At 71.4% G+C, this 23,350-nt stretch carries 26 protein-coding genes; 8 read left to right on the top strand and 18 right to left on the bottom strand.

Translation table 11 applies throughout. From position 1 onward, the window contains the following. Positions 1–13: 13 nt before the first annotated feature. The 7 genes from ACFZDA_RS22600 to ACFZDA_RS22570 all read right to left on the bottom strand — a co-directional run bounded on the left by ACFZDA_RS22600 (position 14) and on the right by ACFZDA_RS22570 (position 5,931). The gene (locus tag ACFZDA_RS22600; protein WP_391084249.1) at positions 14–958 is read right to left on the bottom strand and encodes a type II secretion system F family protein; all 945 of its coding nucleotides are present in this window, start codon (positions 956–958) and stop codon (positions 14–16) included. A 9-nt stretch (positions 959–967) separates the two neighbouring features. Beyond that, the gene (locus ACFZDA_RS22595; protein ID WP_391084246.1) at positions 968–2,305 is read right to left on the bottom strand and encodes an ATPase, T2SS/T4P/T4SS family; all 1,338 of its coding nucleotides are present in this window, start codon (positions 2,303–2,305) and stop codon (positions 968–970) included. Between the two features lie 16 nt (positions 2,306–2,321). Continuing rightward, positions 2,322–2,669: a TadE/TadG family type IV pilus assembly protein gene (locus ACFZDA_RS22590; RefSeq protein WP_391084243.1), complete on the bottom strand. Its 348-nt coding sequence runs from the start codon at positions 2,667–2,669 to the stop codon at positions 2,322–2,324. Position 2,670: 1 nt separating this feature from the next. Then, complete coding sequence (locus tag ACFZDA_RS22585; RefSeq protein WP_391084240.1) at positions 2,671–3,057, bottom strand: pilus assembly protein; 387 nt, start codon at positions 3,055–3,057, stop codon at positions 2,671–2,673. After that, positions 3,054–4,304, bottom strand: coding sequence for an AAA family ATPase (locus ACFZDA_RS22580; RefSeq protein ID WP_391084237.1), 1,251 nt, complete (start codon positions 4,302–4,304; stop codon positions 3,054–3,056). Before ACFZDA_RS22580 ends, ACFZDA_RS22585 begins: the two co-directional genes overlap by 4 nt. Positions 4,305–4,313: 9 nt before the next feature. Then, positions 4,314–5,021 (bottom strand): Flp pilus assembly protein CpaB, encoded by a 708-nt coding sequence (gene cpaB / locus ACFZDA_RS22575; protein ID WP_391084233.1) that lies wholly within the window; start codon positions 5,019–5,021, stop codon positions 4,314–4,316. Between the two features lie 79 nt (positions 5,022–5,100). Beyond that, positions 5,101–5,931 carry a hypothetical protein gene (locus ACFZDA_RS22570; RefSeq protein WP_391084628.1) on the bottom strand — a complete coding sequence of 277 codons (831 nt, stop codon included), beginning with the start codon at positions 5,929–5,931 and terminating at the stop codon, positions 5,101–5,103. Positions 5,932–6,315: 384 nt separating this feature from the next. Between ACFZDA_RS22570 and ACFZDA_RS22565 the strand changes: the two genes are divergently transcribed. The 4 genes from ACFZDA_RS22565 to ACFZDA_RS22550 are packed head-to-tail and all read left to right on the top strand — an operon-like array spanning position 6,316 to position 9,272. Then, positions 6,316–7,875, top strand: a complete 1,560-nt coding sequence (locus ACFZDA_RS22565) for a hypothetical protein (protein WP_391084230.1) — start codon at positions 6,316–6,318, stop codon at positions 7,873–7,875. A 19-nt stretch (positions 7,876–7,894) separates the two neighbouring features. Further along, positions 7,895–8,449, top strand: coding sequence for a hypothetical protein (locus tag ACFZDA_RS22560; protein ID WP_391084227.1), 555 nt, complete (start codon positions 7,895–7,897; stop codon positions 8,447–8,449). A 2-nt stretch (positions 8,450–8,451) separates the two neighbouring features. After that, entirely contained in the window at positions 8,452–8,883 is a 432-nt protein-coding gene (locus tag ACFZDA_RS22555; protein WP_391084224.1) for a DUF3592 domain-containing protein, read from the top strand. Then, entirely contained in the window at positions 8,883–9,272 is a 390-nt protein-coding gene (locus ACFZDA_RS22550; protein WP_391084221.1) for a hypothetical protein, read from the top strand. Before ACFZDA_RS22555 ends, ACFZDA_RS22550 begins: the two co-directional genes overlap by 1 nt. Positions 9,273–9,286: 14 nt before the next feature. Here the strand turns inward: ACFZDA_RS22550 and ACFZDA_RS22545 are convergent, their stop codons facing one another. From ACFZDA_RS22545 to ACFZDA_RS22525, 5 genes are all read right to left on the bottom strand, one after another. Beyond that, a complete protein-coding gene (locus tag ACFZDA_RS22545) occupies positions 9,287–9,676 on the bottom strand; it encodes a hypothetical protein (protein WP_391084218.1) in 390 nt (129 codons plus the stop codon). A gap of 68 nt (positions 9,677–9,744) precedes the next feature. Beyond that, positions 9,745–11,061, bottom strand: coding sequence for an Nramp family divalent metal transporter (locus ACFZDA_RS22540; RefSeq protein ID WP_391084215.1), 1,317 nt, complete (start codon positions 11,059–11,061; stop codon positions 9,745–9,747). A 118-nt stretch (positions 11,062–11,179) separates the two neighbouring features. Further along, positions 11,180–12,091: an anti-sigma factor RsbA family regulatory protein gene (locus ACFZDA_RS22535; protein ID WP_391084212.1), complete on the bottom strand. Its 912-nt coding sequence runs from the start codon at positions 12,089–12,091 to the stop codon at positions 11,180–11,182. Then, positions 12,088–12,228, bottom strand: a complete 141-nt coding sequence (locus ACFZDA_RS22530; RefSeq protein ID WP_391084209.1) for a hypothetical protein — start codon at positions 12,226–12,228, stop codon at positions 12,088–12,090. The genes ACFZDA_RS22535 and ACFZDA_RS22530 overlap by 4 nt, the downstream gene beginning before the upstream one ends. Then, complete coding sequence (locus ACFZDA_RS22525; protein WP_391084206.1) at positions 12,225–12,422, bottom strand: LuxR C-terminal-related transcriptional regulator; 198 nt, start codon at positions 12,420–12,422, stop codon at positions 12,225–12,227. The genes ACFZDA_RS22530 and ACFZDA_RS22525 overlap by 4 nt, the downstream gene beginning before the upstream one ends. A gap of 406 nt (positions 12,423–12,828) precedes the next feature. Here ACFZDA_RS22525 and ACFZDA_RS22520 point away from each other — a divergent pair, with 406 nt between their 5' ends. Then, complete coding sequence (locus tag ACFZDA_RS22520) at positions 12,829–14,181, top strand: M14 family zinc carboxypeptidase (RefSeq protein WP_391084203.1); 1,353 nt, start codon at positions 12,829–12,831, stop codon at positions 14,179–14,181. Here the strand turns inward: ACFZDA_RS22520 and ACFZDA_RS22515 are convergent, their stop codons facing one another. The 4 genes from ACFZDA_RS22515 to ACFZDA_RS22500 all read right to left on the bottom strand — a co-directional run bounded on the left by ACFZDA_RS22515 (position 14,182) and on the right by ACFZDA_RS22500 (position 16,976). Next, on the bottom strand, positions 14,182–14,694 hold the full coding sequence (locus ACFZDA_RS22515) for a hypothetical protein (RefSeq protein ID WP_391084200.1): 513 nt from the start codon (positions 14,692–14,694) through the stop codon (positions 14,182–14,184). It abuts the gene before it with no gap. Positions 14,695–14,776: 82 nt separating this feature from the next. Continuing rightward, positions 14,777–15,187: a Rid family hydrolase gene (locus ACFZDA_RS22510; RefSeq protein ID WP_391084197.1), complete on the bottom strand. Its 411-nt coding sequence runs from the start codon at positions 15,185–15,187 to the stop codon at positions 14,777–14,779. Next, the gene (locus tag ACFZDA_RS22505) at positions 15,184–15,945 is read right to left on the bottom strand and encodes an IclR family transcriptional regulator C-terminal domain-containing protein (RefSeq protein ID WP_391084194.1); all 762 of its coding nucleotides are present in this window, start codon (positions 15,943–15,945) and stop codon (positions 15,184–15,186) included. Before ACFZDA_RS22505 ends, ACFZDA_RS22510 begins: the two co-directional genes overlap by 4 nt. Beyond that, complete coding sequence (locus tag ACFZDA_RS22500) at positions 15,942–16,976, bottom strand: PfkB family carbohydrate kinase (RefSeq protein WP_391084191.1); 1,035 nt, start codon at positions 16,974–16,976, stop codon at positions 15,942–15,944. The genes ACFZDA_RS22505 and ACFZDA_RS22500 overlap by 4 nt, the downstream gene beginning before the upstream one ends. Before the next feature lie 133 nt (positions 16,977–17,109). Here ACFZDA_RS22500 and ACFZDA_RS22495 point away from each other — a divergent pair, with 133 nt between their 5' ends. Beyond that, on the top strand, positions 17,110–18,387 hold the full coding sequence (locus ACFZDA_RS22495; RefSeq protein ID WP_391084188.1) for an alanine racemase: 1,278 nt from the start codon (positions 17,110–17,112) through the stop codon (positions 18,385–18,387). Between the two features lie 14 nt (positions 18,388–18,401). After that, complete coding sequence (locus tag ACFZDA_RS22490; protein ID WP_391084185.1) at positions 18,402–20,012, top strand: amidohydrolase family protein; 1,611 nt, start codon at positions 18,402–18,404, stop codon at positions 20,010–20,012. A 28-nt stretch (positions 20,013–20,040) separates the two neighbouring features. Here ACFZDA_RS22490 and ACFZDA_RS22485 read toward each other — a convergent pair whose 3' ends face one another. Continuing rightward, positions 20,041–20,967 carry a trypsin-like peptidase domain-containing protein gene (locus ACFZDA_RS22485; protein ID WP_391084181.1) on the bottom strand — a complete coding sequence of 309 codons (927 nt, stop codon included), beginning with the start codon at positions 20,965–20,967 and terminating at the stop codon, positions 20,041–20,043. A gap of 162 nt (positions 20,968–21,129) precedes the next feature. After that, positions 21,130–21,867: a hypothetical protein gene (locus tag ACFZDA_RS22480; RefSeq protein ID WP_391084178.1), complete on the bottom strand. Its 738-nt coding sequence runs from the start codon at positions 21,865–21,867 to the stop codon at positions 21,130–21,132. Between the two features lie 248 nt (positions 21,868–22,115). Here ACFZDA_RS22480 and ACFZDA_RS22475 point away from each other — a divergent pair, with 248 nt between their 5' ends. Beyond that, positions 22,116–23,327, top strand: a complete 1,212-nt coding sequence (locus ACFZDA_RS22475; protein WP_391084175.1) for an aminotransferase class I/II-fold pyridoxal phosphate-dependent enzyme — start codon at positions 22,116–22,118, stop codon at positions 23,325–23,327. Positions 23,328–23,350: the final 23 nt, after the last annotated feature.

Here is a 23,350-nt window from a genome sequence, read left to right as displayed (position 1 = left end):
GTGCCTCCGGCCTTCAGACGTCGATGCGGGACAGGCGGCGGATGAGGACGAAGCCGACGGCGTAGAGGGAGAAGGCGATGATGACCGCCGCCTGGCCGAAGGGGGAGCCGGTCATGCGGTCGAGGGCGCCGTCCTTCACCCCGTTCATGAGGAAGAGCGAGCCCACGCCCAGGACCGGGACGGCGTACGACGTCATGTTGACCTGGGAGAGCTGCGTGCGGACCTCACGCCTTGTCTCCTTGCGTTCCTCCAGTGTCTCCGTCAGGTTGCGCAGCGCGCTGACGACCTGGCCGCCCGCCCGGTTGGACAGGACGAGGGTGGTGACCAGGACGACGAGTTCGCGGGAGGGGAGGCGGTCCGCCAGTTCGCTCAGGGCGTCGTCCATGGACGCGCCGACGGCCAGCTGGGCGGAGACCTTGCCGAGTTCCTCGCCCGCGGGCGCCTCCATCTCCTCCGCGGCCATGCCGATCGCGGTGCGCAGGGCGAGGCCCGCCTGGGTCGCGTTGGCGAGGATCCGGGCCATTTCGGGGAGCTGGTTGATGAACTTCTCGATGCGTTTCTGGCGTTGCCAGTTGAGGAACTGGACGGCCACCCCGATGCCCAGCAGGCCCGCCAGCGGGCCGAAGAAGGGGGCCAGTGCCGCCTGGCCGATCAGCCACAGGCCGGCGACGGTGGCGAGCATGTAGACGAAGAACTCGCCGGGGGTGATGTCCAGGCCGGTGGCGGCCAGGCGCAGTTCCAGCTTCCTGCCGAGCTTGGTGCGCCGCAGGCGGCGGTCGATCCCGCGGAAGTTCCGGCGCCGGCCGCCGGCCGGGATCTGGCCGGTGGCGGACAGGCGGTCGACGAGGGCCTGCCGCTGTGCCTTGCCCATGGCGTAGGAGTGCAGGCCGGCCACCGTGAGGACGCAGGTCAGCAGGGTGATGCCGGTGGTGAGCGTGATGAGCGTGTGCAGTTCCATCGGTCGGTCCTACCTGGCTTCTCGGGTGGCTAGCTGCTCCGCGGACCCGGCGATGCCGAAGGCCTGCGGGACGGGCTGGTTCGCCATGTAGAGGCGGTCGGCGGTGCGGCGTGGGAGCGGGAAGTACTCGAAGACGCCGTGGATACGGCCGTCGGGCGTCATGGGCTGCGCGTGGAAGCGGGCGACCGTGACCAGGCGGTACGGGTCGCTGCCGTGGCTGTCCATCAGCGCGATCTCGGTGATGCGGCGGGCGCCGTCCGCGAACCGGGTCAGCTGCACGATGACGTCGACCGCGCTGTTGATCTGGTCGTGCAGCGCCACGAAGGGGATCTCCACGTCCGACATGGACGCCAGGGTCTGCAACCGCATCAGCGCGTCCTCCGCGCTGTTGGCGTGGACGGTGGCCAGGGAGCCGTCGTGGCCCGTCGACATGGCCTGGAGCATGTCCAGCGACTCGCCGCCGCGGACCTCACCGACCACGATCCGGTCGGGGCGCATCCGCAGCGAGTTGCGGACCAGGTCGCGGATGGTGACCTGGCCCTTGCCCTCGACGTTCGGCGGGCGGGACTCCAGGCGGATGACGTGGGGCTGCTGGAGCTGGAGTTCGGCGGAGTCCTCGATGGTGATGATGCGCTCGCCCTCGGGGATGAGCCCGGAGAGCGCGTTCAGCAGGGTCGTCTTGCCGGTGCCCGTCGCGCCGGAGACGATGACGTTGAACTTCGCCTGCACCAGGCCCGCCAGCAGGTACAGCATGTGCTCGTCGAGCGAGCCGAGGCCGATCAGCTCCTGGAGCGTGAAGGAGCGCGGGAAGCGGCGGATCGTGAGGGTGGCGCCCGTCAGGGACAGGGGCGGGATGATGACGTTGACGCGTTCGCCGGAGGGGAGGCGGGCGTCGACCATCGGGTTGGACTCGTCGACGCGCCGGTTGACCGTGGAGACGATCCGCTCGATCGTCTGCATCAGCTGGTCGTTGGAGGCGAAGCGCAGGGGCAGTTGCTCGACCCGGCCGCCGCGCTCCACGAAGATCGCGTCCGGGCCGTTCACCATGATCTCGGTGATGGAGGCGTCCTCCAGCAGCGGCTCCAGGATGCCGAGGCCCAGCGCCTCGTCGACCACCCTGCGGATGAGCTGCGAGCGTTCCACCGTCGACAGGACCGGGCCCTCGCGGCTGATGATGTGCCCGAGCACCCGCTCCAGCCGGGCCCGGCGCTCGGCGGCGGCCAGCGAACTCATCTCCGCGAGGTCGATCTCCTCCAGGAGCTTGGCCCGGTAGGAGGCGACCATGTGGCCGTCCTCGCCCCGGTTGCCGTTCTCCTCCGGGGAGTTGATGCGTGCTCGCAGGCTCATGGTTCCGGTGCTCCGATCAGTGGTCGAGCGGCATCGTCGCGGTCTTGACGGCCGGGTCGAACTTCCAGCCCGGCACGAGAGACGGGATCTTCACGGTGGCCGTGATGGTGACCTCGTCCGCGCCGTAGGAGGGGGTGCACCCGGTGACGTCGAGCCAACTGCTCACCGCCGCCCGGCAGTCCGCCTCGTAGGGCCCCTCCAGCGACGCGCTGCGCGCCCCCGCCCGGGCCGCCGTGCCCGCCTGCTGGGCCGTGTAGGCGATCAGGCCGAGCTGTACGGCCGCCAGGGCGACGAACAGCAGGATCGGCAGGAAGCCGATGTACTCGATGGCGACCTGGCCTCGGTCCCTGCGTGTCCTGGGCATCTCAGTCCGCCTCCTCGACCGCGCCGGCGTGGCCATGGACCGGGATCGGCACGGACAGTGTGCCCGGGAAGAGGACCGGCACCTGGAGCGTGACGTCGGACGTGACGTAGCCGGAGCCGCCGCAGGTCACCTCGGCGCCGGATCGCCACGCCTCCGACAGGTGCTGCATCCCGGCCGTCTCGCACGCGGCCTGCCGCGCCCCCGGTTCAGCCGCTGTCGCCGCCCGCACGGCCTCGTCGGCGGCGTTGCCCGCGAGGATGAAGGTGTAGCCGACGAGGACGGCCTGCCACAGCGCGATCAGCGTCACGAGGATCGTCGGTGTCATGCCGAGGAACTCGATGGTGACCTGGCCCCGGTCCCGCTCTCGTAAGACGGGCAGCACGCTCATCCCTCCCTTCTCCGCCGAAAGCTCACCGACCCCCGGTCGCCGCCCCGGAACCTGTGCGCTTTCTGGGCGGTGTCGGGGGCCTTGACCAGGCCCAGTTCGGCCGCGAGGCCCCACAGGGCCTGTTTCACCGAGCTCTTGTTCTCCAGTTCGTGGATGCGGCCCGCGTCCACGACGCTCTGGAGTTCCTTGAAGTTGGCGGGGATCGCGGTGGCCGCGACCGCCGTGCCGGTGATCCGCTGGATCAGGGGCGGCTGGATCTCCGTGATCCGGCTGTGCCGGTTGACGACGACGGTGGTCTCCTCGGCCTTGCGGATCTGCAGCCGGTCCCACATCCGCACGGCCCGCTTGGCGCCCCGTACGGCGACCACGTCCGGCGTGGTGACGAGCAGGGCCCGGTCGGCCATCTCCACGGCCGCCGCTCCGGCGCCGCCGAGCTGGGCACCGGTGTCGATGACGACGACCTCGTAGCGGGAGCGCAGGGCGCTGACGATCTGGCGGGCGGCGCGGTCGGTGACGTCCTCGCCGCGTTCCCCCTCGGCCGGGGCGAGGAGCAGGGCGAGGCCGGTGTCGTGGCGGAAGACGGCGTCGGCCAGGACGCGCGGGGAGATGTCGTTGATGGCGGCCAGGTCGACGACGGAGCGGCGGAACTGGACGTCCAGGTAGGAGGCGATGTCGCCGGTCTGGAGGTCCATGTCGACCAGGGCCGTGCTGCGGCCGGAGGCCTGGGCGGCCAGGGCCAGCTGGATCGCCGTCAGGGTGGCTCCGGTGCCGCCCTTCGCGCCGCTGACGGTGACGACGGTGCCGCCGACGCCGGTGAACACGTCGCCGCCGGCGCCCAGGTGCCGTCGTACGCCGACGGACCACTGGGCGACCGCCTGGACGCGGCTGGCGAGTTCCTCGTAGCCGAGCGGCAGGGCGACCAGGCCGCGGGCGCCGTAGTCCATGGCGGCCTGGAAGAGGCCGGGGCTCGCGTCGGAGGTGACGAGGATGACGCCGACGGCCGGGAAGCGCAGGGCCACTTCGCGGATCAGTTCCAGCGCGGGGACCGGGCCGATCCGCTCGTGCACCACCACGACCTCGGGCAGTTCGTCGACGGACTCGGCGGCCAGCCGGGCGAGGGTGTCGATGAGCTGGGTGGAGTCGACGACCGGGGCCACCGGCTCGGCGTCCGGCAGCTGGCTGAGCAGCGTCGTGATCGATCGGACCGCGTCCGCGTCACCGACTGCCGGGAGGATCCTCGTGGGCATGCGAGCCTCTCACTTGTCCTTCGCGAGTTCGTACGTCCGGTCCTGCTCGGGGACGGTGGTGTCGCTGCCGGGCGCGACGAGGGCGAGGCGGACGCGCTTGGCGAACGACTCGGCGTAGGTGAGGCGCTGGGCGTCCCGGGCGGACAGCGCGAAGGTGATCGGGACGGCGTCGGTGGGCTGCTGGGTGCGGTTGTTCTCGTCCGGGTTGAGCGGCTTCATATCGCCGACGTCGAGGACCTTGGCGTTGGTCACGATGATCTTCGACTGGTCGGGGTCGCTCTCGCGCTTGCCCTCGAAGGTGGCGTAGACGTTGACCGAGGCACCGGGCGTGATCTTGCCGGCCACACCGGTCGCCGCGTCGATCATGATGGCGACCTCCTGCTGGCCTGGCTGGAGGGCCGGCTGGCGGACGATCATGTCGGACTGGAGCAGGGAGCCCGCGCGCAGCGTGGTCACGGCGATCTTGCCCTGGATCTCGCGCAGGTCGGTGACGGCGTTGTCCGACAGCCACCGCTCGGGCATCTTGATCTTCTCGAACTGGCCCGTGCTGAGGGTGGTGTAGGGCGGTACGTCGGACTTGAGCCGGTAGGCGGTGACCTCGGGGCCGACCTTGGACTTCACGTCACCTATGACGGACAGCACGCCGGCGAAGGCGCCGAGGGCGCAGACGACCGACAGGAGCAGGAGAATCACGCCGCGGCGCTGACGGGAGTTCATGAACCGTACAACCTCGTTGGGGATATCGGTCGAGCGGGATCGGAGCGGTGCTGACGAGCGGTGTCAGGGCTGTGAGACCTCACCCCACGGCCGTTCGGTTCTCCAGCTGCTTGTGCGGGCTGTCGTGGACGGGTGGCGTGGCCGAGCAGAAGACGCAGCGGTCGCCGATGACGTCGATGCCGCACCAGTGGCAGCGGGTCCGCCGTACGGAGGTGACCAGTTGGTAGAGGACCGACAGGTCGGGCAGGTAGCTGCAGAACTCGATCAGCCTGCCGGTGCCCCACCAGCCCGGTGATTCGGCCGGGAGCGGGGTCTCGCGCAGGCCCTGCACCTTCCAGGAGGGGGCGAGGGTGCCGGTGACCCAGTCGGACTGGAGCTGCCCCTTGGCGACCAGCATCCAGGTGCCGAACTCGGGGCCGGGCAGGGCGGCTTCGGGGGTGATGCGGACCAGCTTCGGCTCGGGGTGGGCGAGGACGCCGAACTGGCTGCCGGGCACCCAGGACTTGGCGTGCGACTTCAGGCCGACGGGGACCCGGTCGAGCCGGGTGACGGAGTTGAGCAGCGCCCCGGCGTGGATGTAGTGGACGAGCAGCCGCCCGGCCGAGGCGAGCACGCCGGGGCTGATGTCGCAGGACGCGAGCTGGCGTAACTGGCGGGCCAGGACGGCGAGTCCGAGCGGGGGCAGATCGGGGTGGAAAAAGGCGATCCGGTCGCTCTCCATGAGGGAGCGCAGGGTGTACAGCCGGCGCTGCACGGCGGTGGGGGCGGCCTGGGAGCAGACCACGATCACATGCCCGTGGTGCTCGACCAGGGTCTGCATGTCGGCCAGGGCCTGCTCCAGCGGGCGCCGGTCGAGGTCCCGCAGCACGGCGGCGGGCAGGGTGCGTTCGTCCTGTGGCGGCAGCGCCATGTCGGCGCTGGTCACGGCAATGGCAGTTGGCACGCGCAGCTCCCCGTTTCCCCATGCCCGTCGGCGCGCCGCCTTGTCACTGCGGCCCACCGTGGTGACTTCACTGCGTGACTACCTCAGCACTGTATCCACGGCTCTGTGACCGGAGAACAGCGTTTGTGTAGCTGAGGAGCAACTGCCGTTGCACAAGATGCGTCAAAACGGGGCAGGTTGAGCATCTTGCCGGTCGGGGGCGAGGGCTCGGGTGGTCCCGGCCGGTGATCGGGGTGGGCCCAGTGTTGACGGTGGGCCTCCGTTTGGGCCCTGAGACCCACGCCTCCCGCCGGGGCGTGTACCTACTCTCACCGTCCACAGGAACGCGGTTCGGGCAAGGAGGGGTGCCGTATGGCCGACGGGGGTGGCATACGGACGTATGGACGCAGACCGGTCTTCGACGATCGCGGCGCGACCGGCACCGAGTACCTCGGCATGGTCGTGGTCAGCGCGGCGATCGTCCTCGCCGTCTCGGCCACCGGCGTCGGGCAGCTGCTCTACGACAGGATCGCCGCGCAGGTGTGCAGGGTGGTGGGTGAGGGCACCTGCGCCTCGGGCGGGCCCGGGCCGGACAAGCCCCTCACCGACGCCGACTTCGAGCCGGCGCTGTGCCAGGTCTCCTCCGTCACGGACAAGGCGGGCTCCAAGGCGAAGATCTTCTTCTGGGAGATCGGCAAGGAGTACGGCTTCCAGGAGCAGCACATCAAGGCGAAGACGGACGTCAACGGCGACGGCACGGTCGACGACAAGGACCAGCTGGTCTATCTGACCTTCACGGACGCCGCGTCCGTCGCCGCGAAGAAGGACTTCAAACCCGGTATGAAGGTGGGCCGGTTCGGCGCCGACAAGGTGGAGCTCGGGCTCGGCATCAAGGTCACCAACGGCGACACCTGGGTCTTCGAGAGCCCCGAGGAGGCCCAGCGGTTCCGGGACGACGTGGAGAAGCTCCAGATGTACGAGATGCGGCGGAGCATGCCCGGCGGTGCGCAGGCGAGCCTCGGCGACAGCATCGCCTACCTCTTCGGCAAGGGCCCGCTCAAGGACGAGGAGGACACCCGGAACCGGATCGAGGAGCACCTCGGCGACAACCGGCAGATCACCTACGGCAAGGTGGGCCTGGAGGCCTCGGCCTCGGCGGGCCTGAAGATCTCGGCGGGTGACGAGAAGAAGCTGGGCGCCGCGCTCGGCGGCACCTTCAAGTACTCCCCCGACGTCACCTGGACGGACAACGCCTACAAGAACACCAAGTCGTACACGTACTCCTCGTCCATCGAGTACGGCTCCAAGGTGGGTTACGAGGCGGGCCCGCTCGGCGGCGAGTACGCGGCGAACACGACACAGACCGGCACCATCACGGTCACCTACGACAAGGGGACCGGCAAGCTGGTCCGCGTCGACATGACCCGGACCGTCGAGGAGGGCGGCCAGAAGGACGGCGCCAAGGTGGGCGGTGACAACGGCAAGAAGGACGGCGACAAGCGGGGCGGGAGCGCCGGCGTGAAGGGCACGGACTCGCGGACCGGCATCGAGATCGTCACCAACTCCGTCAGCTTCGATCCCGGCCCGGCGGGCGACGCGGACCGGGCGGTCGCCGAGCGGTGGCTGGACAGCAACAACGAGCAGGTCGCCACGCCCTTCCAGTACATGTTCGACGACCACGCGCCGACATCCCGCCCGGGCGCCGACGACCCCTTCGGGCAGCTGATGTTCGACAAGGGCAGGTCGAGCCGGATGACGTACACGGGCGAGGTGAACGCGGCCGAGTACGGCTTCGAGTTGAATCTCGGGCTCAGTCTGGGCATGACGATCAGCACGGAGAAGAAGTCGGAGACACTGACCGACGCCCGGTTCCTGGGGGCGCCCCGCGGGGACGGTCGCTCCTATCTTCCCTACAGCTACTGTGCGAACTGACGAGACGGAGTCCAAGCCGATGAAGACCCGCCGTGCCCTCCTGGCCGCCGCCCTGCTGACGGCCTCCGTGGCCCTGACCGGCTGCGGGGGCTCCGACGCCGGCTCGGTGCCCGACGGCTGGGGCACCCTGAAGACCAAGGGCGTCGACGTCTCGTATCCGAAGGGGTACGAGGAGCAGAGCGCCGGTGAGCGCGGCAGGCACAACGCGGCCGCGGCGGTGCGCACGGAGGGCGGCAGGAAGGTCTCGGTCCTCACCGTGCAGCTCGGCTTCACGGAGGCGAACTCCGCCGAGCAGGCCGCGATCGCCGCCGAGGCGGGCATCCAGATGGGCGCGGACGTCAAGGGCCAGAAGGACGTGGAACTGGCCGGTGCGGACGGGGCGAAGCGGATCGACTTCACCTTCAAGGCGACCGGGGAGGGCGGCGGCCCGCCGAAGGGCACCCCGGTCGAGGGCGTGATCCTCGCCGGGCTGGACTCGTCCGACACGGCCTTCGCGATCCGGGTCGACGCGCAGCGGGGGTCCCTGCCGGACGGGGACCTGGACCGGATCATCGACTCGGTCGAGGTGCACTAGCCATGGAGGTGCCGGGCGCCGGCTATGTCGTCCTCGCGCTGCTCGTGGCGCTGTTCGGCGCGCTGGCCTGGAGGTACGCGCGGCGGCTGGTGACGGTGACGCGGGTGCTGCGGGGCGGGGTGCGGGCGGAGGGTGAGTGCGTCCGGGTGGAGACGGAGCCGTACCAGCGCTCGGACGCCCGGCGGCACTTCTTCGTCTTCCGTACGGCCGACGGTACGCCGGTCGAGTTCGAGGACCTGGCGGGCTGGTCGACCACGGAGGGCACCCGGGTCACCGTCACCTACGACCCGCGCGATCCGCGGGGCACGGCGACGGTGGCGGGCCGGGGCAGCTGGTCCCCGGTGCTCCAGGCGCTCGCCCTGGTCGCGGGCTGCGGCATGGCGGCGCTGGGCTTCGCGGTCCTCCTCTACGTCGAGATCTCCGGGAGCGGTTGATGGTGCTCGTGCGCTGCTGGGCCGTGGGCGTCGTCGTCCTGGTCGTCAGCGAGTACGTCCAGATGACGCTGGTGTACGGCCCTCTCGTCGGCCCGCGGGGCGTCGGCTCCTTCGGTGCCGCGCTGGCGCTGGTGCATCTGCCGAACCTGGTGTGCGTCGCGCTCGCCACCTGGGCGGCGGCGCGGGTGCATCCGCAGCCGTGGCGGGAGGTGGCGGTGCGTCATCTGGCGGCGGCGTGCGCGGTTCCGGCGGCGGCGCAGGTGCTGCTGCTCACGCTGCGGCCGGGTGTGCTCGACCCGGCCGAACCGGCGCTGTGGATGTCGACGGGCGTGCTGCTGACGGGGGGTGCGGCGGGGCTGCTGCTGGACCGGTTGGCGTGGACCTCCTGACCCTTGCGGTTCCTTCACCCCGCCGGGCGGTAGTGCCCGAGCACCCACGCCAGCTGGGGGAACCACTCCTGAAGCCGCGACCTCGGCTTGGCCTCCACCACGCACTCGAAGAACCTGCCGTCCAGGTGGATCACGGCGACCATCAGCGCCTTGCCGTTGGGGCTCGCCCGGTAGTGGACGCTGCGGATCTCGGGCCAGCGGAACTCGATCGAGAGCCCGGACGACTCGAAGGCGACACCGGACGCGTCGACGACGACCGCGTTGCGTTTGTCGACGGCCAGGAAGTCCGGTCCGGCCGGGGCCGGTTGGGGCGCGGCCGGGGCGTACGCGGGCGGTGCGGGCGCGTACTGCGGGGGAGGGGGGCCGAAGCCCGGGCCGGGTTGTGGCGGGTACTGCTGGGTCATGCGTCGGGTCCTCGGTCCTCGTGCCGGCGGGGAAACGTCTCGGTGCTGCGGTGAGACATTCTCCAGCCCTAGAAGAACTCGCCCCACGGCTGGTCCCAGATCTGCTTCACGCACAGGATCAGGAACAGCAGGCCGGCGACGGCGAGCATCGCGTTGCTGAGCGGGCCGTTGCGCCACTGACGGGGCGTGCGGGAGGAGTTCAGGAGCCAGATCAGCGTGCCGGCGAGGAAGGGCAGGAAGGCCGCGCCGAGGACGCCGTAGATGATGATCAGGCGGAAGGGCTGGCCCTCGAAGAGGAGGATCATCGGCGGGAAGGTCAGCCAGAGCAGATAGGCGCGGAAGGGCCAGGAGCGTTCGCGTGCGCCCGAGGCGACCTCCTCGCCCTTGGCCTGCCCCCTGGCCGACAGCCGCGCCACGAAGTCGGCGAACATCAGGCTCACGCCGTGCCAGACGCCGATCAGCGAGGTGAACGACGTGGCGAAGAAGCCGATCAGGAAGAACTTCGCCGTCGCCGCGCCGTACTCGTCCTCCAGGATGTCGCCCAGCTGGATCAGGCCCTTGTCGCCGCTCGCGATCGCGATGTTCGCCGAGTGCAGGAGCTCCGCGCCGACGAAGAGCATGGCGATCACGAAGATGCCCGTCGTGGCGTAGGCGACGCGGTTGTCCAGGCGCATGACCTTCATCCAGCCGGTGTCGGTCCAGCCCTTGGCGTTGACCCAGTAGCCGTAGGCCGCGAGGGTGATCGTGCCGCCGACGCCGCCGATCAGGCCCAGGGTGTTGAGGATCGAGTCCTTCTCGTCGGGCAGCACCGGCAGGAGACCCGCGAAGGCGTCGGGGATGTTGGGTGTGACGCGGATCGCCAGGTACACCGTCACCAGGAACATGACCCCCACCAGGACCGTCATGACCTTCTCGAACACCGCGTACTTGTTGAACCAGACGAAGACCAGACCGACCAGACCGCAGGCGATGCCCCACCACGTCAGGTCCATCACGCCGGGGAACAGCGCCTGGAGCGGCAGCGCGCTCGACGACATCGCCGCCGCGCCGTAGACGAAGCCCCAGACCACGACGTAGACGGCGAAGAACCAGGTCGTCCAGCGGCCGAGGCTCGCCCAGCCGTCGAACAGGGTGCGGCCCGTGGACAGATGCCAGCGGCCCGCCGCCTCGGCCAGGGAGATCTTCACCAGACAGCCGATGATCGCGGCCCACAGGAGGGTGTAGCCGAAGTTGCTGCCCGCGATCAGGGTGGCGACCAGATCGCCGGCCCCGACACCGGTCGCCGCGACGACGATGCCCGGGCCGATGTACTTCCAACTCGCCTTACGCGGCTGGGGGTGCTGCGAGGTCTCATGGTCCGTGGTGTTTCCTGTGGTGTCCGCCATGCAGGTCAACAAACCGCAAAGAAGCCAGGCAGACAAGAGGGCAGGAGCAGAACGGAACGTACCCGGCGTCGGGGTCGGGGACTACCCGATCCCCTGCCTGCTCGCGCAGGTGGGCGGGTTACGCGTACTGGAGGCGGACCGTGGCTCCCCGGGCGTCGTCGCGGATGTCCACGTACGCGCAGACCTGCCGCGCGTACCACAGGCCCGGGCCGGGTTCCGGGCCGGCGGGCGGTGGCGGGACGAAGCCGGCGAGCGGGTCGGCGACGGGGCGGGCCGAGCGCAGTTCGCAGACGCAGGCGGGCGCCTCGCCCCACAGCAGGGCGGTGCCGTCGAGGGGTGCCAGGGCCGCCGCCGTCTCCGCGACGGCCGTGGCGAACAACTCGGCGTCGGCGGCGGGCAGTCCCCGGCCTTCCGCCCAGTCCTGCACGGCCGCGGCGTGCGGCTCCGCGAGGGGCCGCGCGCCGGCCGGGGGCAGCGGCAGCGGTAGGGCGTCGAGTTCGGCCGCGAGCCGCACCGGGTCCTGGTACACCTCCGTGCCGGGGTGGGCGCGGCGGGCCGCCGCGACGACTGCGGGGCCGGCGGTGCGGGTGTCGTACGCGCACAGGACGGTCGTGGCCATGGGCGCGAAGAGGAGGTTGGCGAGGGCCTCGTAGCGGATCCACTCGGTGGTCTCGCGGGCCGAGCGGCCGGCCCGGCCGCTCCAGACGGGCTCCATGAGGAGGTGGATTCCGCCTCCGGGGCCGGCGTGGGCGGTGAGGTAGGAGGCCGCGCGGGCGACGGCGTTGGCGGCGGAGCCGGTGTACCAGTCGGTGCGCGGGACGCGGGTGACGTCCTTGGCGTCCCGGCCGAGGGCGTCCCGCAGGAGGTCGAGGTTGCGGGGGTCGGCGATGGCCACGGGGGGTGGTTCGCCGGGCGCGGCGAGGCCTTCGCGAAGGAAGGGCAGGGCGGCGGCCAGGAAGTCGTCGTCGGTGCCGAAGACGGCCATGCGGTGGTCGAACGCGGCGGGTGCGGGCGGCTGTCGGGTGGTCATGGGTTCCCCTCGGGGTTCGCGGTACGGGCGGGTCGGCGCTGGGCGGTCACCCAGGCGGCGATCGGGCTGCGGTTGCTGAAGCCGAGCTTGCCGAGGATGCGTTCCACACGGCCTTCGGCGGTGCGCCGGGCGATCACCGGACGGTCGCGATCTGCTGGTTGGCGAGCCCTTCGGCGACGAGCCGGGCGACCTCGGTCTCGCGGCGGGTGAGACGCACCGGGGTGTCGTCGTGCGGGGGCCCGGGACTCGCGGGTCGGGCCCCGGCAGGTGCCGCACCTCGCTGGGCGGAGTGGTCGTGCAGCCCCAGCGCGTCGGCGGCGGCGAGCGGCACGAGCGCCGGGTCGTGCGGCCCGGAGGGGTTGCACGAAGCGCACGCCGTCCGGGAAGGCCCGCCGCACCCGGGCGGCGAAGCTGGTCGTCTCGACCGGCGGTTGGTGGTCCCGGCGTGGCGCTGATCCGCCCATGATCAGCCAGTCCTCTGGGGGTGTGGTCCGAGGATCCGGACACTCCGGCTCCCCTTGCGCGGGTCCTCACTCTCCCCCCGTCGCGTACATATGTGCACGTCCGGTTCACACCCGTGGGTGCACTTCGACCAGGACAGCTCGACCCCGGCGCCGCCCGCGTACACTGCGCGGCCGCTTTCCGTCTTGACCTGCTCATGCCATTGGCAGAACGATGTGCGCCACCCGCACCACGTACGTCGCACGGAACAACCCCACCTCCCACAAGGAGATTTCATGCGACTCCGCATACGAGGCTCCGGTGCCCGCACCGGCAGACGAACCACCGCCCTCGCCGCCCTCCTCGCACTCGCCCTCGCGGCACCCCTGACCGCGACGACCTCGGACGCCACCGCCGACAGCGCCCCCAAGGCCGCCCCGGCGGCCGACGACGTCCGGCAGTACGAGATCCACCTGCACGCCACGGCCGAGGACCGCACCGCGCTCCAGCGCACCGGCGTGACCGTGGACGAGGCCCACGGCCACGGTGTCGTCGTCTCCGGACGCGCCGACCAGATCAGGAAACTGCGCGCGCTGGGCTACGAGGTCACGCCGCTCGGCGCGGTGCCCGACCGGTCCGCAGGCGAGGACGACGTCCGGCTCTACGACTTCCCGTCCGCCGACTCGCGCTACCACAACTACGCGGAGATGACGAGCGAGATCAACTCGATCGTCGCGGCCAACCCCTCCATCGCGAGCCGGCGCGTGATCGGCAAGTCCTACCAGGGCCGGGACATCGTCGCCGTCAAGATCAGCGACAACGTGGGCAGCGACGAGTCCGAGCCGGAGGTGCTGTTCACACACCACCAGCACGCCCGTGAGCACCTCACCGTCGAGATGGCGCTCTACCTGCTGCGCGAACTGACCTCCGGCTACGGCTCCGACGCGCGCGTCACCAGCATGGTGAACAACCGTGAGATCTGGATCGTCCCGGACATCAACCCGGACGGCGGCGAGTACGACATCGCGACCGGCTCGTACCGCTCGTGGCGCAAGAACCGCCAGCCCAACAGCGGCAGTTCGTACGTCGGTACCGACCTCAACCGCAACTGGAACTACCGCTGGGGCTGCTGCGGCGGCTCCTCGGGCTCGGCGTCCTCCGAGACGTACCGGGGCCCGGCGGCGGAATCCGCGCCCGAGGTGAAGGTCGTCGCCGACTTCGTGCGCAGCCGGGTCGTCGGCGGGGTGCAGCAGATCAAGGCCGGCATCGACTTCCACACGTACAGCGAGCTGGTGCTGTGGCCGTTCGGCTACACGTACTCCGACACGACGACCGGGATGACCGCGGACGACAACGCGGCGTTCAAGGCGGTCGGGCAGAAGATGGCCGCGAGCAACGGGTACACGGCGGAGCAGTCCAGCGACCTGTACATCACGGACGGGTCGATCGACGACTACCTCTGGGGCACGCACAAGATCTTCGCGTACACCTTCGAGATGTACCCGCGCTCCGGCGGGGGCGGGTTCTACCCGCCCGACGAGGTCATCGAGCGGGAGACCTCCCGTAACCGGGACGCGGTGCTGCAGTTGCTGGAGAACTCGGACTGCATGTACCGGTCGATCGGCAAGGAAACCCAGTACTGCCGGTAGTTACTCGGCGTCTTCCTCGAAGTAGGCGTCCAGTACGGCGTCCAGCTGCTCGTCCCACTCGGTGAAACGGCTCCTGGCCGGCGCCTCGATCTCGATCGGGTACCAGCGCCGGTCAGGGGTGTGGACGGTGACGGTGTAGCGCTTGCCGAAGCGGGCGGTCTCCGTCTCGACCGCCCCGATCTCGTCCCATTGGAACTCGCATTCCTGGTCGTCCAGGGACAGGCGTACGCCTCTGTGGTCGGCGACTATTCTCGCGCGGCGGTCGGACGCCTCGAAGACGGGGCCGTCGACGTCGGCTTCCTCCTCCGGCTCGGAGCCGGACGCCGCCTCGGCTTCCTCCTCCGGCTCGGGAGCGGACTCCTCGGCGTCCTCGGCGGCGGCGACCTCGGGCTCCTTCTCCGGCTCGTCGTCCTGGGTCCGTCCGGACGCGGGTGACGTGAGCCCGGGGATGAAGGCCGGGTCGAATCCGGCGCCCTCCAGGGGCTGGCTGCTCGAACCTATGCGCTGCTCCACAGCGGAGCAGTATGGTCGACAAACCTGTGCCGCACACAGTCGGCCCCGACTTCGTTATCAGACGCCTACAAGAACACAGTGATCAGCCGAGGACGGCCAGGGCGTCGATCTCGACGAGGAGGCCCGCGGGCAGGCCGACGTAGACCGTGGTGCGCGCGGCGGGCGGCCGGGTGAGGCCCTGCTCCTCGAAGTACGCGTCGTAGATCTCGTTGAACTCGGCGAAGTGCGCCACGTCCGTCAGGTAGACGCGGATCATCATCGCGTCGTCCCAGCCGGCGCCGCCCTCTTCGAGGATCGCCTTGACGTTGGCCAGGGTCTGCAGGGTCTGCTCGCGCAGGGTCGGCCCGGCGGGCGTGGGCGGCTTGCCCTCCTGGGCGGGCAGGAAGCCGACCTGGCCGGCGACCTGGAGGATGTTGCCCTTCCTCACACCGTGCGAGAACCTCGCCGGCGGGGTGGTGTGGGTCCGGGGGGTGAGCGCGGTCTTGTCCGTCATGCGGTGCCCTTCACTGGTGTTCTGCCGGAGTACTCGCCGCTGATGGCGTCCGCCGTACGGCGCACCTGCGGCAGGAGGGTGAGGAGTTCGTCGGCGGTGACGACGACGTTCGGCGCGGACACCGACATCGCGGCGACGACCCGGCCGTCGGCGCCTCGGATCGGCGCCGCGACACAGTTGATGGACTCCTCGTGGCCGCCGAGGTCGGTGGCCCAGCCCTGTTCCCGCACCTTCTCCAGCTCGCGCAGGAACGCCGTGGCGTGGGGTGTCGAACGGGCCGTGTACGCGGGGTAGTCGAGCTTCTCCGCCACCGCCCGCCGCTCGTGCTCGGGCAGGTCGGCCAGCAGCAGCTTGGCGACCGCGGCGACGGTGATGGCGACGGGCTTGCCGATCCGGGAGTACATCCGCACCGGGTAGCGGCTGTCGACCTTGTCGATGTAGAGGACCTCGTTCTCCTCGTACACGGCGAGGTGCACGGTGTGTCCGCAGCTCTCGTTGAGGCGGACCAGGTGGGGGTGGGCGATCTCGCGGACGTCGAGGTTCTCCATCGCCTCCTGGGCGAGCGCGAAGAGGCGGGCGCCCAGGCGGTAGCGCTGGTCGGACTGGCGGTAGACGAGGCCGTGTTCGTGGAGGGTGCGCAGCAGGCGCAGGGCCGTGGACTTGTGCACGCCGAGGCGGCCCGCGACCTGCCCCAGGTCGGCGGGGCCCTCGGCGAGCAGCGGCAGGATGCCGAGCGCGCGGTCGACGGTCTGGCTCATGGGGTGCGTACCTCCTCGGGGGCCCGCTGGGTGTCATCGGTCCAGCCGGGGCCGAGTCGCAGTCTCCCCCACGCCGCGTCGTCCAGGGCTACGAGCCGGTCGGCGTACTCCCGGGCGGGCGGCGCGGCGAGGTCGCCGGCGGCGGTGAGCGCGGCGGCGGCCAGCAGGTGCCCGTGCCGCAGCCGGTCCCGGACGGGCAGCCCGCGCAGGGTGGCGGAGAGGAACCCGGCGGCGAAGGCGTCCCCCGCGCCGACGGCGGCGACCACGTCGACCCGGGGCGCGGGCACCAAGGTGACGTCCCGCCCCTCGAAGACGGTGGCTCCCGCGGCGCCCTGCTTCACGACCAGCACCTCGGGTTCGGGGAGGGCGGCGCGGACGGCCTCGGCGCTGTGCAGCCCCCAGGCCTCGTCCTGCCCGACGAACACGAGGTCCGCGCCCCGGGCGAGGTCCCGCAGCACCGCCGGGGCGTCCCTGTCGCCCCACAGGCCGGGCCGGTGGTTGACGTCGAAGGAGACCAGGGGGCGGCCGGGCCGGCGCGCGGTCAGCTCCCGCATCAGGTCCAGGCAGGTCCCGGACAGCGCGGCCGTGATCCCGGACAGGTGCAGCACGCGGCCGGCGCGGACCGCGTCCAGGTCCACGGTGCCGGCGGACATGGCGGAGGCCGCGGAACCGGCCCGGTAGTAGGCCACCTCGTGCGCGTCGGTGGCCCGGTCCCCGGCCGTGCGGAAGTAGATGCCGGTGGGGCGGGCGGGGTCGCGCCGGACGTGCGCCAAGTCGACCCCGTACCCGCCGATCGCCTCGACCAGATGGTCGCCGAACGGGTCGTCCCCCACCCGGCTGACCCACCGCACGGAGTGTCCGGCGGCGGCCAGTACGCACGCCGTGTTGGACTCCGCGCCGCCGATGCCCCGGTCGAAGGAGGGGACGTCGGCGAGCCGTCCCGGCCGGGACGGCAGGAACGTGACCATGGACTCGCCGAGCGCGACGACGTCCACGACGCCGGGGGCGTTGCGGGGTCCGGTGGGGGTCACGATGCTCGTAGCTCCTGGTCGGGTCGGTCAACGGCGGTTTCATTGACCGGCGGTGGCCGAGATGTTAGACAGCGGTGAGCGATATACGCAATGAAGGTTGCAAGTGCTGCAACAGCGCTGATCCGGAGGGTCCATGACAGCCGACAGCCCCGCCGAGTCCCTCGCCCGGCTCGCCACAGAGCGCGTCGACCACCGCTTCAAGGGCCTCCCGCCGGACGCCGACGGCCTGACCGTGGGCGAGCTGGCCGCCCAGCGCCGGAACCTGTTCACGGGCGGTTTCGCCACGCCCGTGCTCGCGCTGTCCGCCGAGCGTCTGGAGCACAACCTGCGGCTGATGGAGACCTACGCGGACCGGCACGGCCTGGCCTTCGCGCCGCACGGCAAGACCTCCATGGCGCCGCAGCTGTTCCAGCGGCAGATCGACCGCGGGGCGTGGGGCATCACGCTGGCGGTGCCGCACCAGGTGCGGGTGGCGCGCGCGTTCGGGACCCGGCGCGTGTTCCTGGCGAACGAACTGGTCGACGCGGCGGCCCTGCGCTGGGTCGCGGCCGGGCTCGACGCCGACCCGGAGTTCCGCTTCGTCTGTTACGTCGACTCGGTGCGCGGGGTGCGGCTGATGGACGCCGCGCTGGGCGGTGCCCGGCGCCCGCTGGACGTCGTCGTCGAACTCGCGGCCGGGGAGGGGGCCCGTACCGGGGTGCGGACGGAGGCGGAGTGCGCGGCGGTCGCGGACGCGGTGGCGGGCACGCGGTCCCTGCGGCTCGTCGGCGTCGCGGGCTACGAGGGCGAGGTGCCGAAGGCGGACCCGGAGCGGGTGACGGCGTGGCTGCGGCGGCTGGTCGCGCTCGCCGTCGGCTTCGACGAGGCGGGGCGCTTCACGGGCGCGGACGAGATCGTCGTCAGCGCGGGCGGCAGCGCCTGGTTCGACGCGGTCGCCGAGGTCTTCGCGGAGATCCCCGAACTGTCCCGGCCGGTCCTGAAGTTGCTGCGCTCGGGCGCCTACGTCTCGCACGACGACGGCCACTACCGGAAGCTGACCCCGTTCAACCGGGTGCCCGAGGAGGGCGCCCTGGAGCCGGCGTTCCGGCTGTGGACGCAGGTGGTGTCGCGGCCGACGGCCGAACAGGCCTTCGTCAACGCGGGCAAGCGGGACGCGGCCTACGACCTCGGTCTGCCCTTCGCCCAGGTGATCCGCCGGGACGGCGCCGAGCGCCCGGCGACCGGCGTGTCGGTGACGGCCCTGTCCGACCAGCACGCCTGGCTGAGCACCACGCCGGAGGCGGATCTGGAGGTGGGTGACTGGGTCGGTCTGGGGCTGTCCCATCCGTGCACGTCGTTCGACAAGTGGCCACTGATCCCGGTCGCCGAGGCGGACGGCACGGTCGTCGACTACGTGCGTACGTTCTTCTAGGAGGCGAAAAAGCGGTGGAAGAGCTGGTCATCCGGGACGCGGACGTCGTCGACGGCTCCGGCGCGGACTCCTACCGGGCCGATGTCGTGCTCGACGGCGGCCGGATCGTGTCCATCGTCAAGGAGGCCGCGGCGGCCGGCTGCCAGCGTCCGAAGGCGCGCCGGGAGCTGGACGCCGAGGGCCTGGTCCTGTCCCCCGGCTTCGTCGACATGCACGCCCACAGCGACCTCGCCCTGCTGCGCGACCCCGACCACAGCGCCAAGGCCGCGCAGGGCGTCACGCTGGAGGTCATCGGCCAGGACGGGCTGTCGTACGCGCCGGTCGACGACCGCACGCTCGGCGAGGTGCGGCGGGCGATCGCCGGGTGGAACGGCACGGGCGACGACATCGACTTCGACTGGCGGACGGTGGGCGAGTACCTGGACCGGCTCGACCGCGGCATCGCCGTCAACGCGGCCTACCTCATTCCCCAGGGCACGGTCCGCGCGCTCGCCGTCGGCTGGGAGGACCGGGAGGCCACCTGGCGGGAACTGGACCGGATGCGGCAGTTGGTCGCCGAGGGCATGGAGCAGGGCGCCGTCGGCATGTCGTCGGGGCTGACGTACACGCCCGGCAGGTACGCCAAGGACGCCGAACTGACCGAGCTGTGCCGGGTGGTGGCGTCGTACGGCGGCTACTACTGCCCGCACCACCGCTCCTACGGCGTAGGCGCCCTGGAGGCGTACCGGGAGATGGTCGCGCTGGCCCGGGAGGCGGGCTGCGCCCTGCATCTCGCGCACGCGACGATGAACTTCGGCGTGAACAAGGGCCGGGCGCCCGAGCTGCTGGCCCTGCTGGACGAGGCGCTGGCGGCCGGGGCCGACATCAGCCTCGACACCTACCCCTACACACCGGGCTGTACGACGCTGGCGGCCCTGCTGCCGAGCTGGGCGGGCGAGGGCGGCCCCGAGCGGGTCATCGAGCGGCTGGCGGACCACGACACGGCCGAGCGGATCCGCCACGACCTGGAGGTCACCGGCTCGGACGGCTGCCACGGCGTGCCCGTCGAGTGGGACACGATCGAGATCTCCGGCGTGGGCGACCCGGCCCTGGACGATTACGTCGGCCGGACGGTCCAGGAGTCGGCGGACCGGCGGGGCGAGGCCCCCTGGGTGACCGCGCGCGGGCTGCTGCTGGCCGACCGGCTGGCGCCGACGATCCTCCAGCACGTCGGCCACGAGGAGAACGTCCGGGCGATCATGCGCCACCGCGCGCACACCGGCGGCTCGGACGGCATCCTCCAGGGCGCCAAGCCGCACCCGCGCGCGTACGGCACGTTCCCGCACTATCTCGGGCACTACGTGCGGGAGTTGGGGGTGCTGTCGCTTGAGGAGTGCGTCGCGCACCTCACCTCGCGCCCGGCGGCCCGGCTCCGGCTGCCGGACCGGGGGCTGGTGCGCGAGGGGTACGTCGCCGACCTGGTGCTCTTCGACCCGGCGACGGTCGCGGCGGGGTCGAGCTTCGCCGAGCCGCGCGTGCTCCCGACGGGCATCCCGTACGTGCTGGTCGACGGGCGGTTCGTGATCGAGGACGGGCGTCGCACGGACGCCCTGGCGGGCCGGGCGGTCCGCGGAACTCCCGCGTGACCGCCCGGCCCAGGGTCACGCCCCGGCCTTACGGCTTGGGCAGGACGCAGCCGCTCGCGCTCAGGTCGAGCTTGTTGTCGATGCCGAAGCAGGACGGGATCTGGTAGGTCTCCTGGGCGTAGTTGATGCCCTTGCGGACCGTCACGGTGCCGCTCGCGTCGACCTCGCAGGGGTTGTTCACCGTGCAGCGCTCGCCGTCCTCGTTGCCGGTGTTGTTGATGGCGACGACCTTGCCGCTGGCCTGGTCGACGACGGGCGAGCCGGACGTGCCGCCGATGGTGTTGCAGGCGGAGGTGTAACGGACCGAGTCCTTCCAGGTCCAGTCGCCCTCCTTCAGGCGGTACGCGAACCCGTCGATGTCACAGCTGTAGATCCGCTTCCAGTAGCCCGAGGGGATGCTGATGGCGCTGCCGGCGACCGGGTGCGTGTCGTTCAGCGTCAGCGGGCTGATGCCGTACGAGCTCTTGATCTTCGCGTAGCTGGTGGTGAGCTGGTAGAACGCGACGTCCGTGTCGGTCATCGTGGCGTACGCGAGCTTGGCGGCGCGCAGGGTCGCCACGCGCGCGCCGGAGGCGTTGAGCAGGCCGAAGGTGCGGCTGGACGCCTTGTCGACCTGGACCTCGCCGGGGCCGGGGAAGCCGGACTCCAGGCAGTGTCCGTTGGTCATCACCAGCGCCGGGTCGTCGGCCTCGGAGTCCGGCATGCGGACGACGGAGCCGGAGCAGTTGCTGAGCGCGACCGTGCCGGCGAAGTTCACGCCTTTGGGCGCCGGGTTGGTGATCCCGGACACGGTCTCCGCTGCGGACGTGACCACGTCCGAGGCGGCGGACGTGACCGCGCCCGTGTCCGCGACCTTGCCGACGCCCGTGGGGGCGGCCTCGGCAGCGGTCGCGGGAGCCGCGCCGGCCCCGGCAATCGCCAGGGCGCAGAACGCGGCTGCGAGAGGTTTTCTCATGGGGGGTCCCCTCTTGCGACGGAGGCGGCCGGAAATCTTCCGGCCGCCCGCACTGTTGTCATGCGCATTGTGATCGTCGCAAGGCGGGTGGGGCAAGGAGTTGTTCCGCGTGGCGGCCCCGTCCGGCCGGCCTGACCCTACTCAACGGCCTTGGCGGTCGGATTACTTGGGGCCCTTGGTACCGCCGGGACCATATCCGGGTTTTCCGCCGGCTCGGCCGGGGGGCGTGGCTTCGGCGGCGGGAGGGGAGGTCGTCGGGGTGCCGGCCGTGGGGCTCGCGGCGGTCGGGCCGGCGGCCGTGGAACTCGGGGCGTTCTGCCCGGACTCGGCGGGGGTGGCGCTCGTCTCCGTGGACGGGCTCGCGGTGGCCGGCCCCGACGGCTCGTCACTGTTCGCCGCCCCGCCGTCGAGGGGGTTCGCGGGGGCCGGTGTCCGGCCGCTGCCGGCCTGCGGCGCCGTCGGCGACTCCCCCGCCGTCGGTCCCGTCCGGCCGCCCCCGCCCGGACGCCCGCCGGAGGGCGCGTCCGGGAAGCCGAGGCCGGCGAGCAGCGCGGCCGCCGACACAGCGCCCACGGCTCCGGCGGCCACCGCCACCCGACGGCCACGCCACGGCGCTCGCCTCCGGCGGGAGTGGCGGCCCGCACCGGCACGGCCGTGCGACGGGACCGGCACCGGCGGCAACCGGCGCGTGTCGCCCGGGCCGCGCGCCGCGTCCTGGGTGTCGTCACGGGCGCCCTGGGCGTCCGCGGGGTCGTACGCGTCCTGCCAGCCGTGCGCCGCCGCCGGATCGGCGTACGCGTCGTAGGCCGGTGGCGGTTCGGCCTGCGGGAGGTACACGTTCGGCGGCCGCTGGGGGGCGCCGCCCGTCGCTCCGTCGGCGTATTCGGATGGCCTGGACATGGCGGCGCATTCTAGTGCCCCAACATGCCAGGTTCGCCCCGTCGCCACGCCCGACACGCCCTCTCGCCGGGGGGACCCCCACAGGACGCGCCGGACGCCGCTCCCCGACGGGCGAACGTGGCCTGGCGGGGCATGGGGCGCCAACGGTGCTGGTGGGACAGTCGTGCGGCGATATCCACCCAAAGCGACGCGTCTCACGTGGCGGAAAACACGACCCGTGGCGCATTACCGCCCCGTAAGCTCCAGACATGCAGGTGATCCAGTCGACCAAGCTCGCCAACGTCTGTTACGAGATCCGGGGCCCGGTGCTCGAGGAGGCGATGCGGCTGGAAGCCGCCGGTCACCGCATCCTCAAGCTGAACACCGGCAACCCGGCCGCGTTCGGCTTCGAGTGTCCGCCCGAGATCCTCGAGGACATCCTCCGGAACGTGTCCTCGGCGCATGGATACGGAGACGCCAAGGGGCTGCTGGCCGCCCGCCGCGCGGTCGTGATGCACAACCAGACCCTCGGCATCGAGACGGACGTCGAGCACGTCTTCATCGGCAACGGCGTCTCCGAGCTGATCGTGATGGCGATGCAGGGCCTGCTGGACGACGGGGACGAGGTACTCGTGCCCGCCCCGGACTATCCGCTGTGGACCGCCGCCGTCTCCCTGTCCGGCGGCACCGCCGTGCACTACCGGTGCGACGAGCAGGCCGACTGGATGCCGGACCTGGCCGACGTCGAGCGCAAGGTCACCGACCGCACCAAGGCGCTCGTGATCATCAACCCGAACAACCCGACGGGGGCCGTCTACGACGAGGCGATGATCAAGGGGCTCACCGACATCGCCCGCCGCCACAACCTGCTGGTCTGCTCGGACGAGATCTACGACAAGATCCTCTACGACGGTGCCGCGCACACCCCGACCGCCGCCGTCGCCCCCGACCTCTTGACCCTCACCTTCAACGGCATGTCGAAGGCGTACCGGGTGGCCGGCTACCGGGTCGGCTGGATGTCGATCTCCGGGCCCCGCGCGCACGCCGACTCCTACATCGAGGGTCTGACGATCCTGGCGAACATGCGGCTGTGCGCGAACATGCCGGGACAGCACGGCGTCGTCGCGGCGCTCAGCGGACGCCAGACGATCAACGACCTGGTACTGCCGGGCGGGCGGCTGCGCGAGCAGCGGGACGTCGCCTACGAGCTGCTGACCCAGATCCCGGGCGTGACCTGCGTGAAGCCGAAGGGGGCGCTGTATCTCTTCCCGCGCCTCGACCCCAAGGTCTTCAAGATCAAGGACGACCGGCGGATGGTCCTGGACCTGCTCCGACGCGAGAAGATCATGGTCGTCCAGGGCACCGGCTTCAACTGGCCGGAGCCGGACCACTTCCGGGTGGTGACCCTGCCGACGGCCGGCGATCTGCGGGACGCGGTGGGCCGGATCGGGCACTTCCTGGACGGCTACAGCCAGGCCTGACCGGACGTCTCGCTCACCGTACG

This window comes from Streptomyces sp. NPDC007991 (assembly GCF_042958445.1).
Classification (GTDB): domain Bacteria; phylum Actinomycetota; class Actinomycetes; order Streptomycetales; family Streptomycetaceae; genus Streptomyces.
This window is presented reverse-complemented; position numbering and strand designations above follow the sequence as displayed.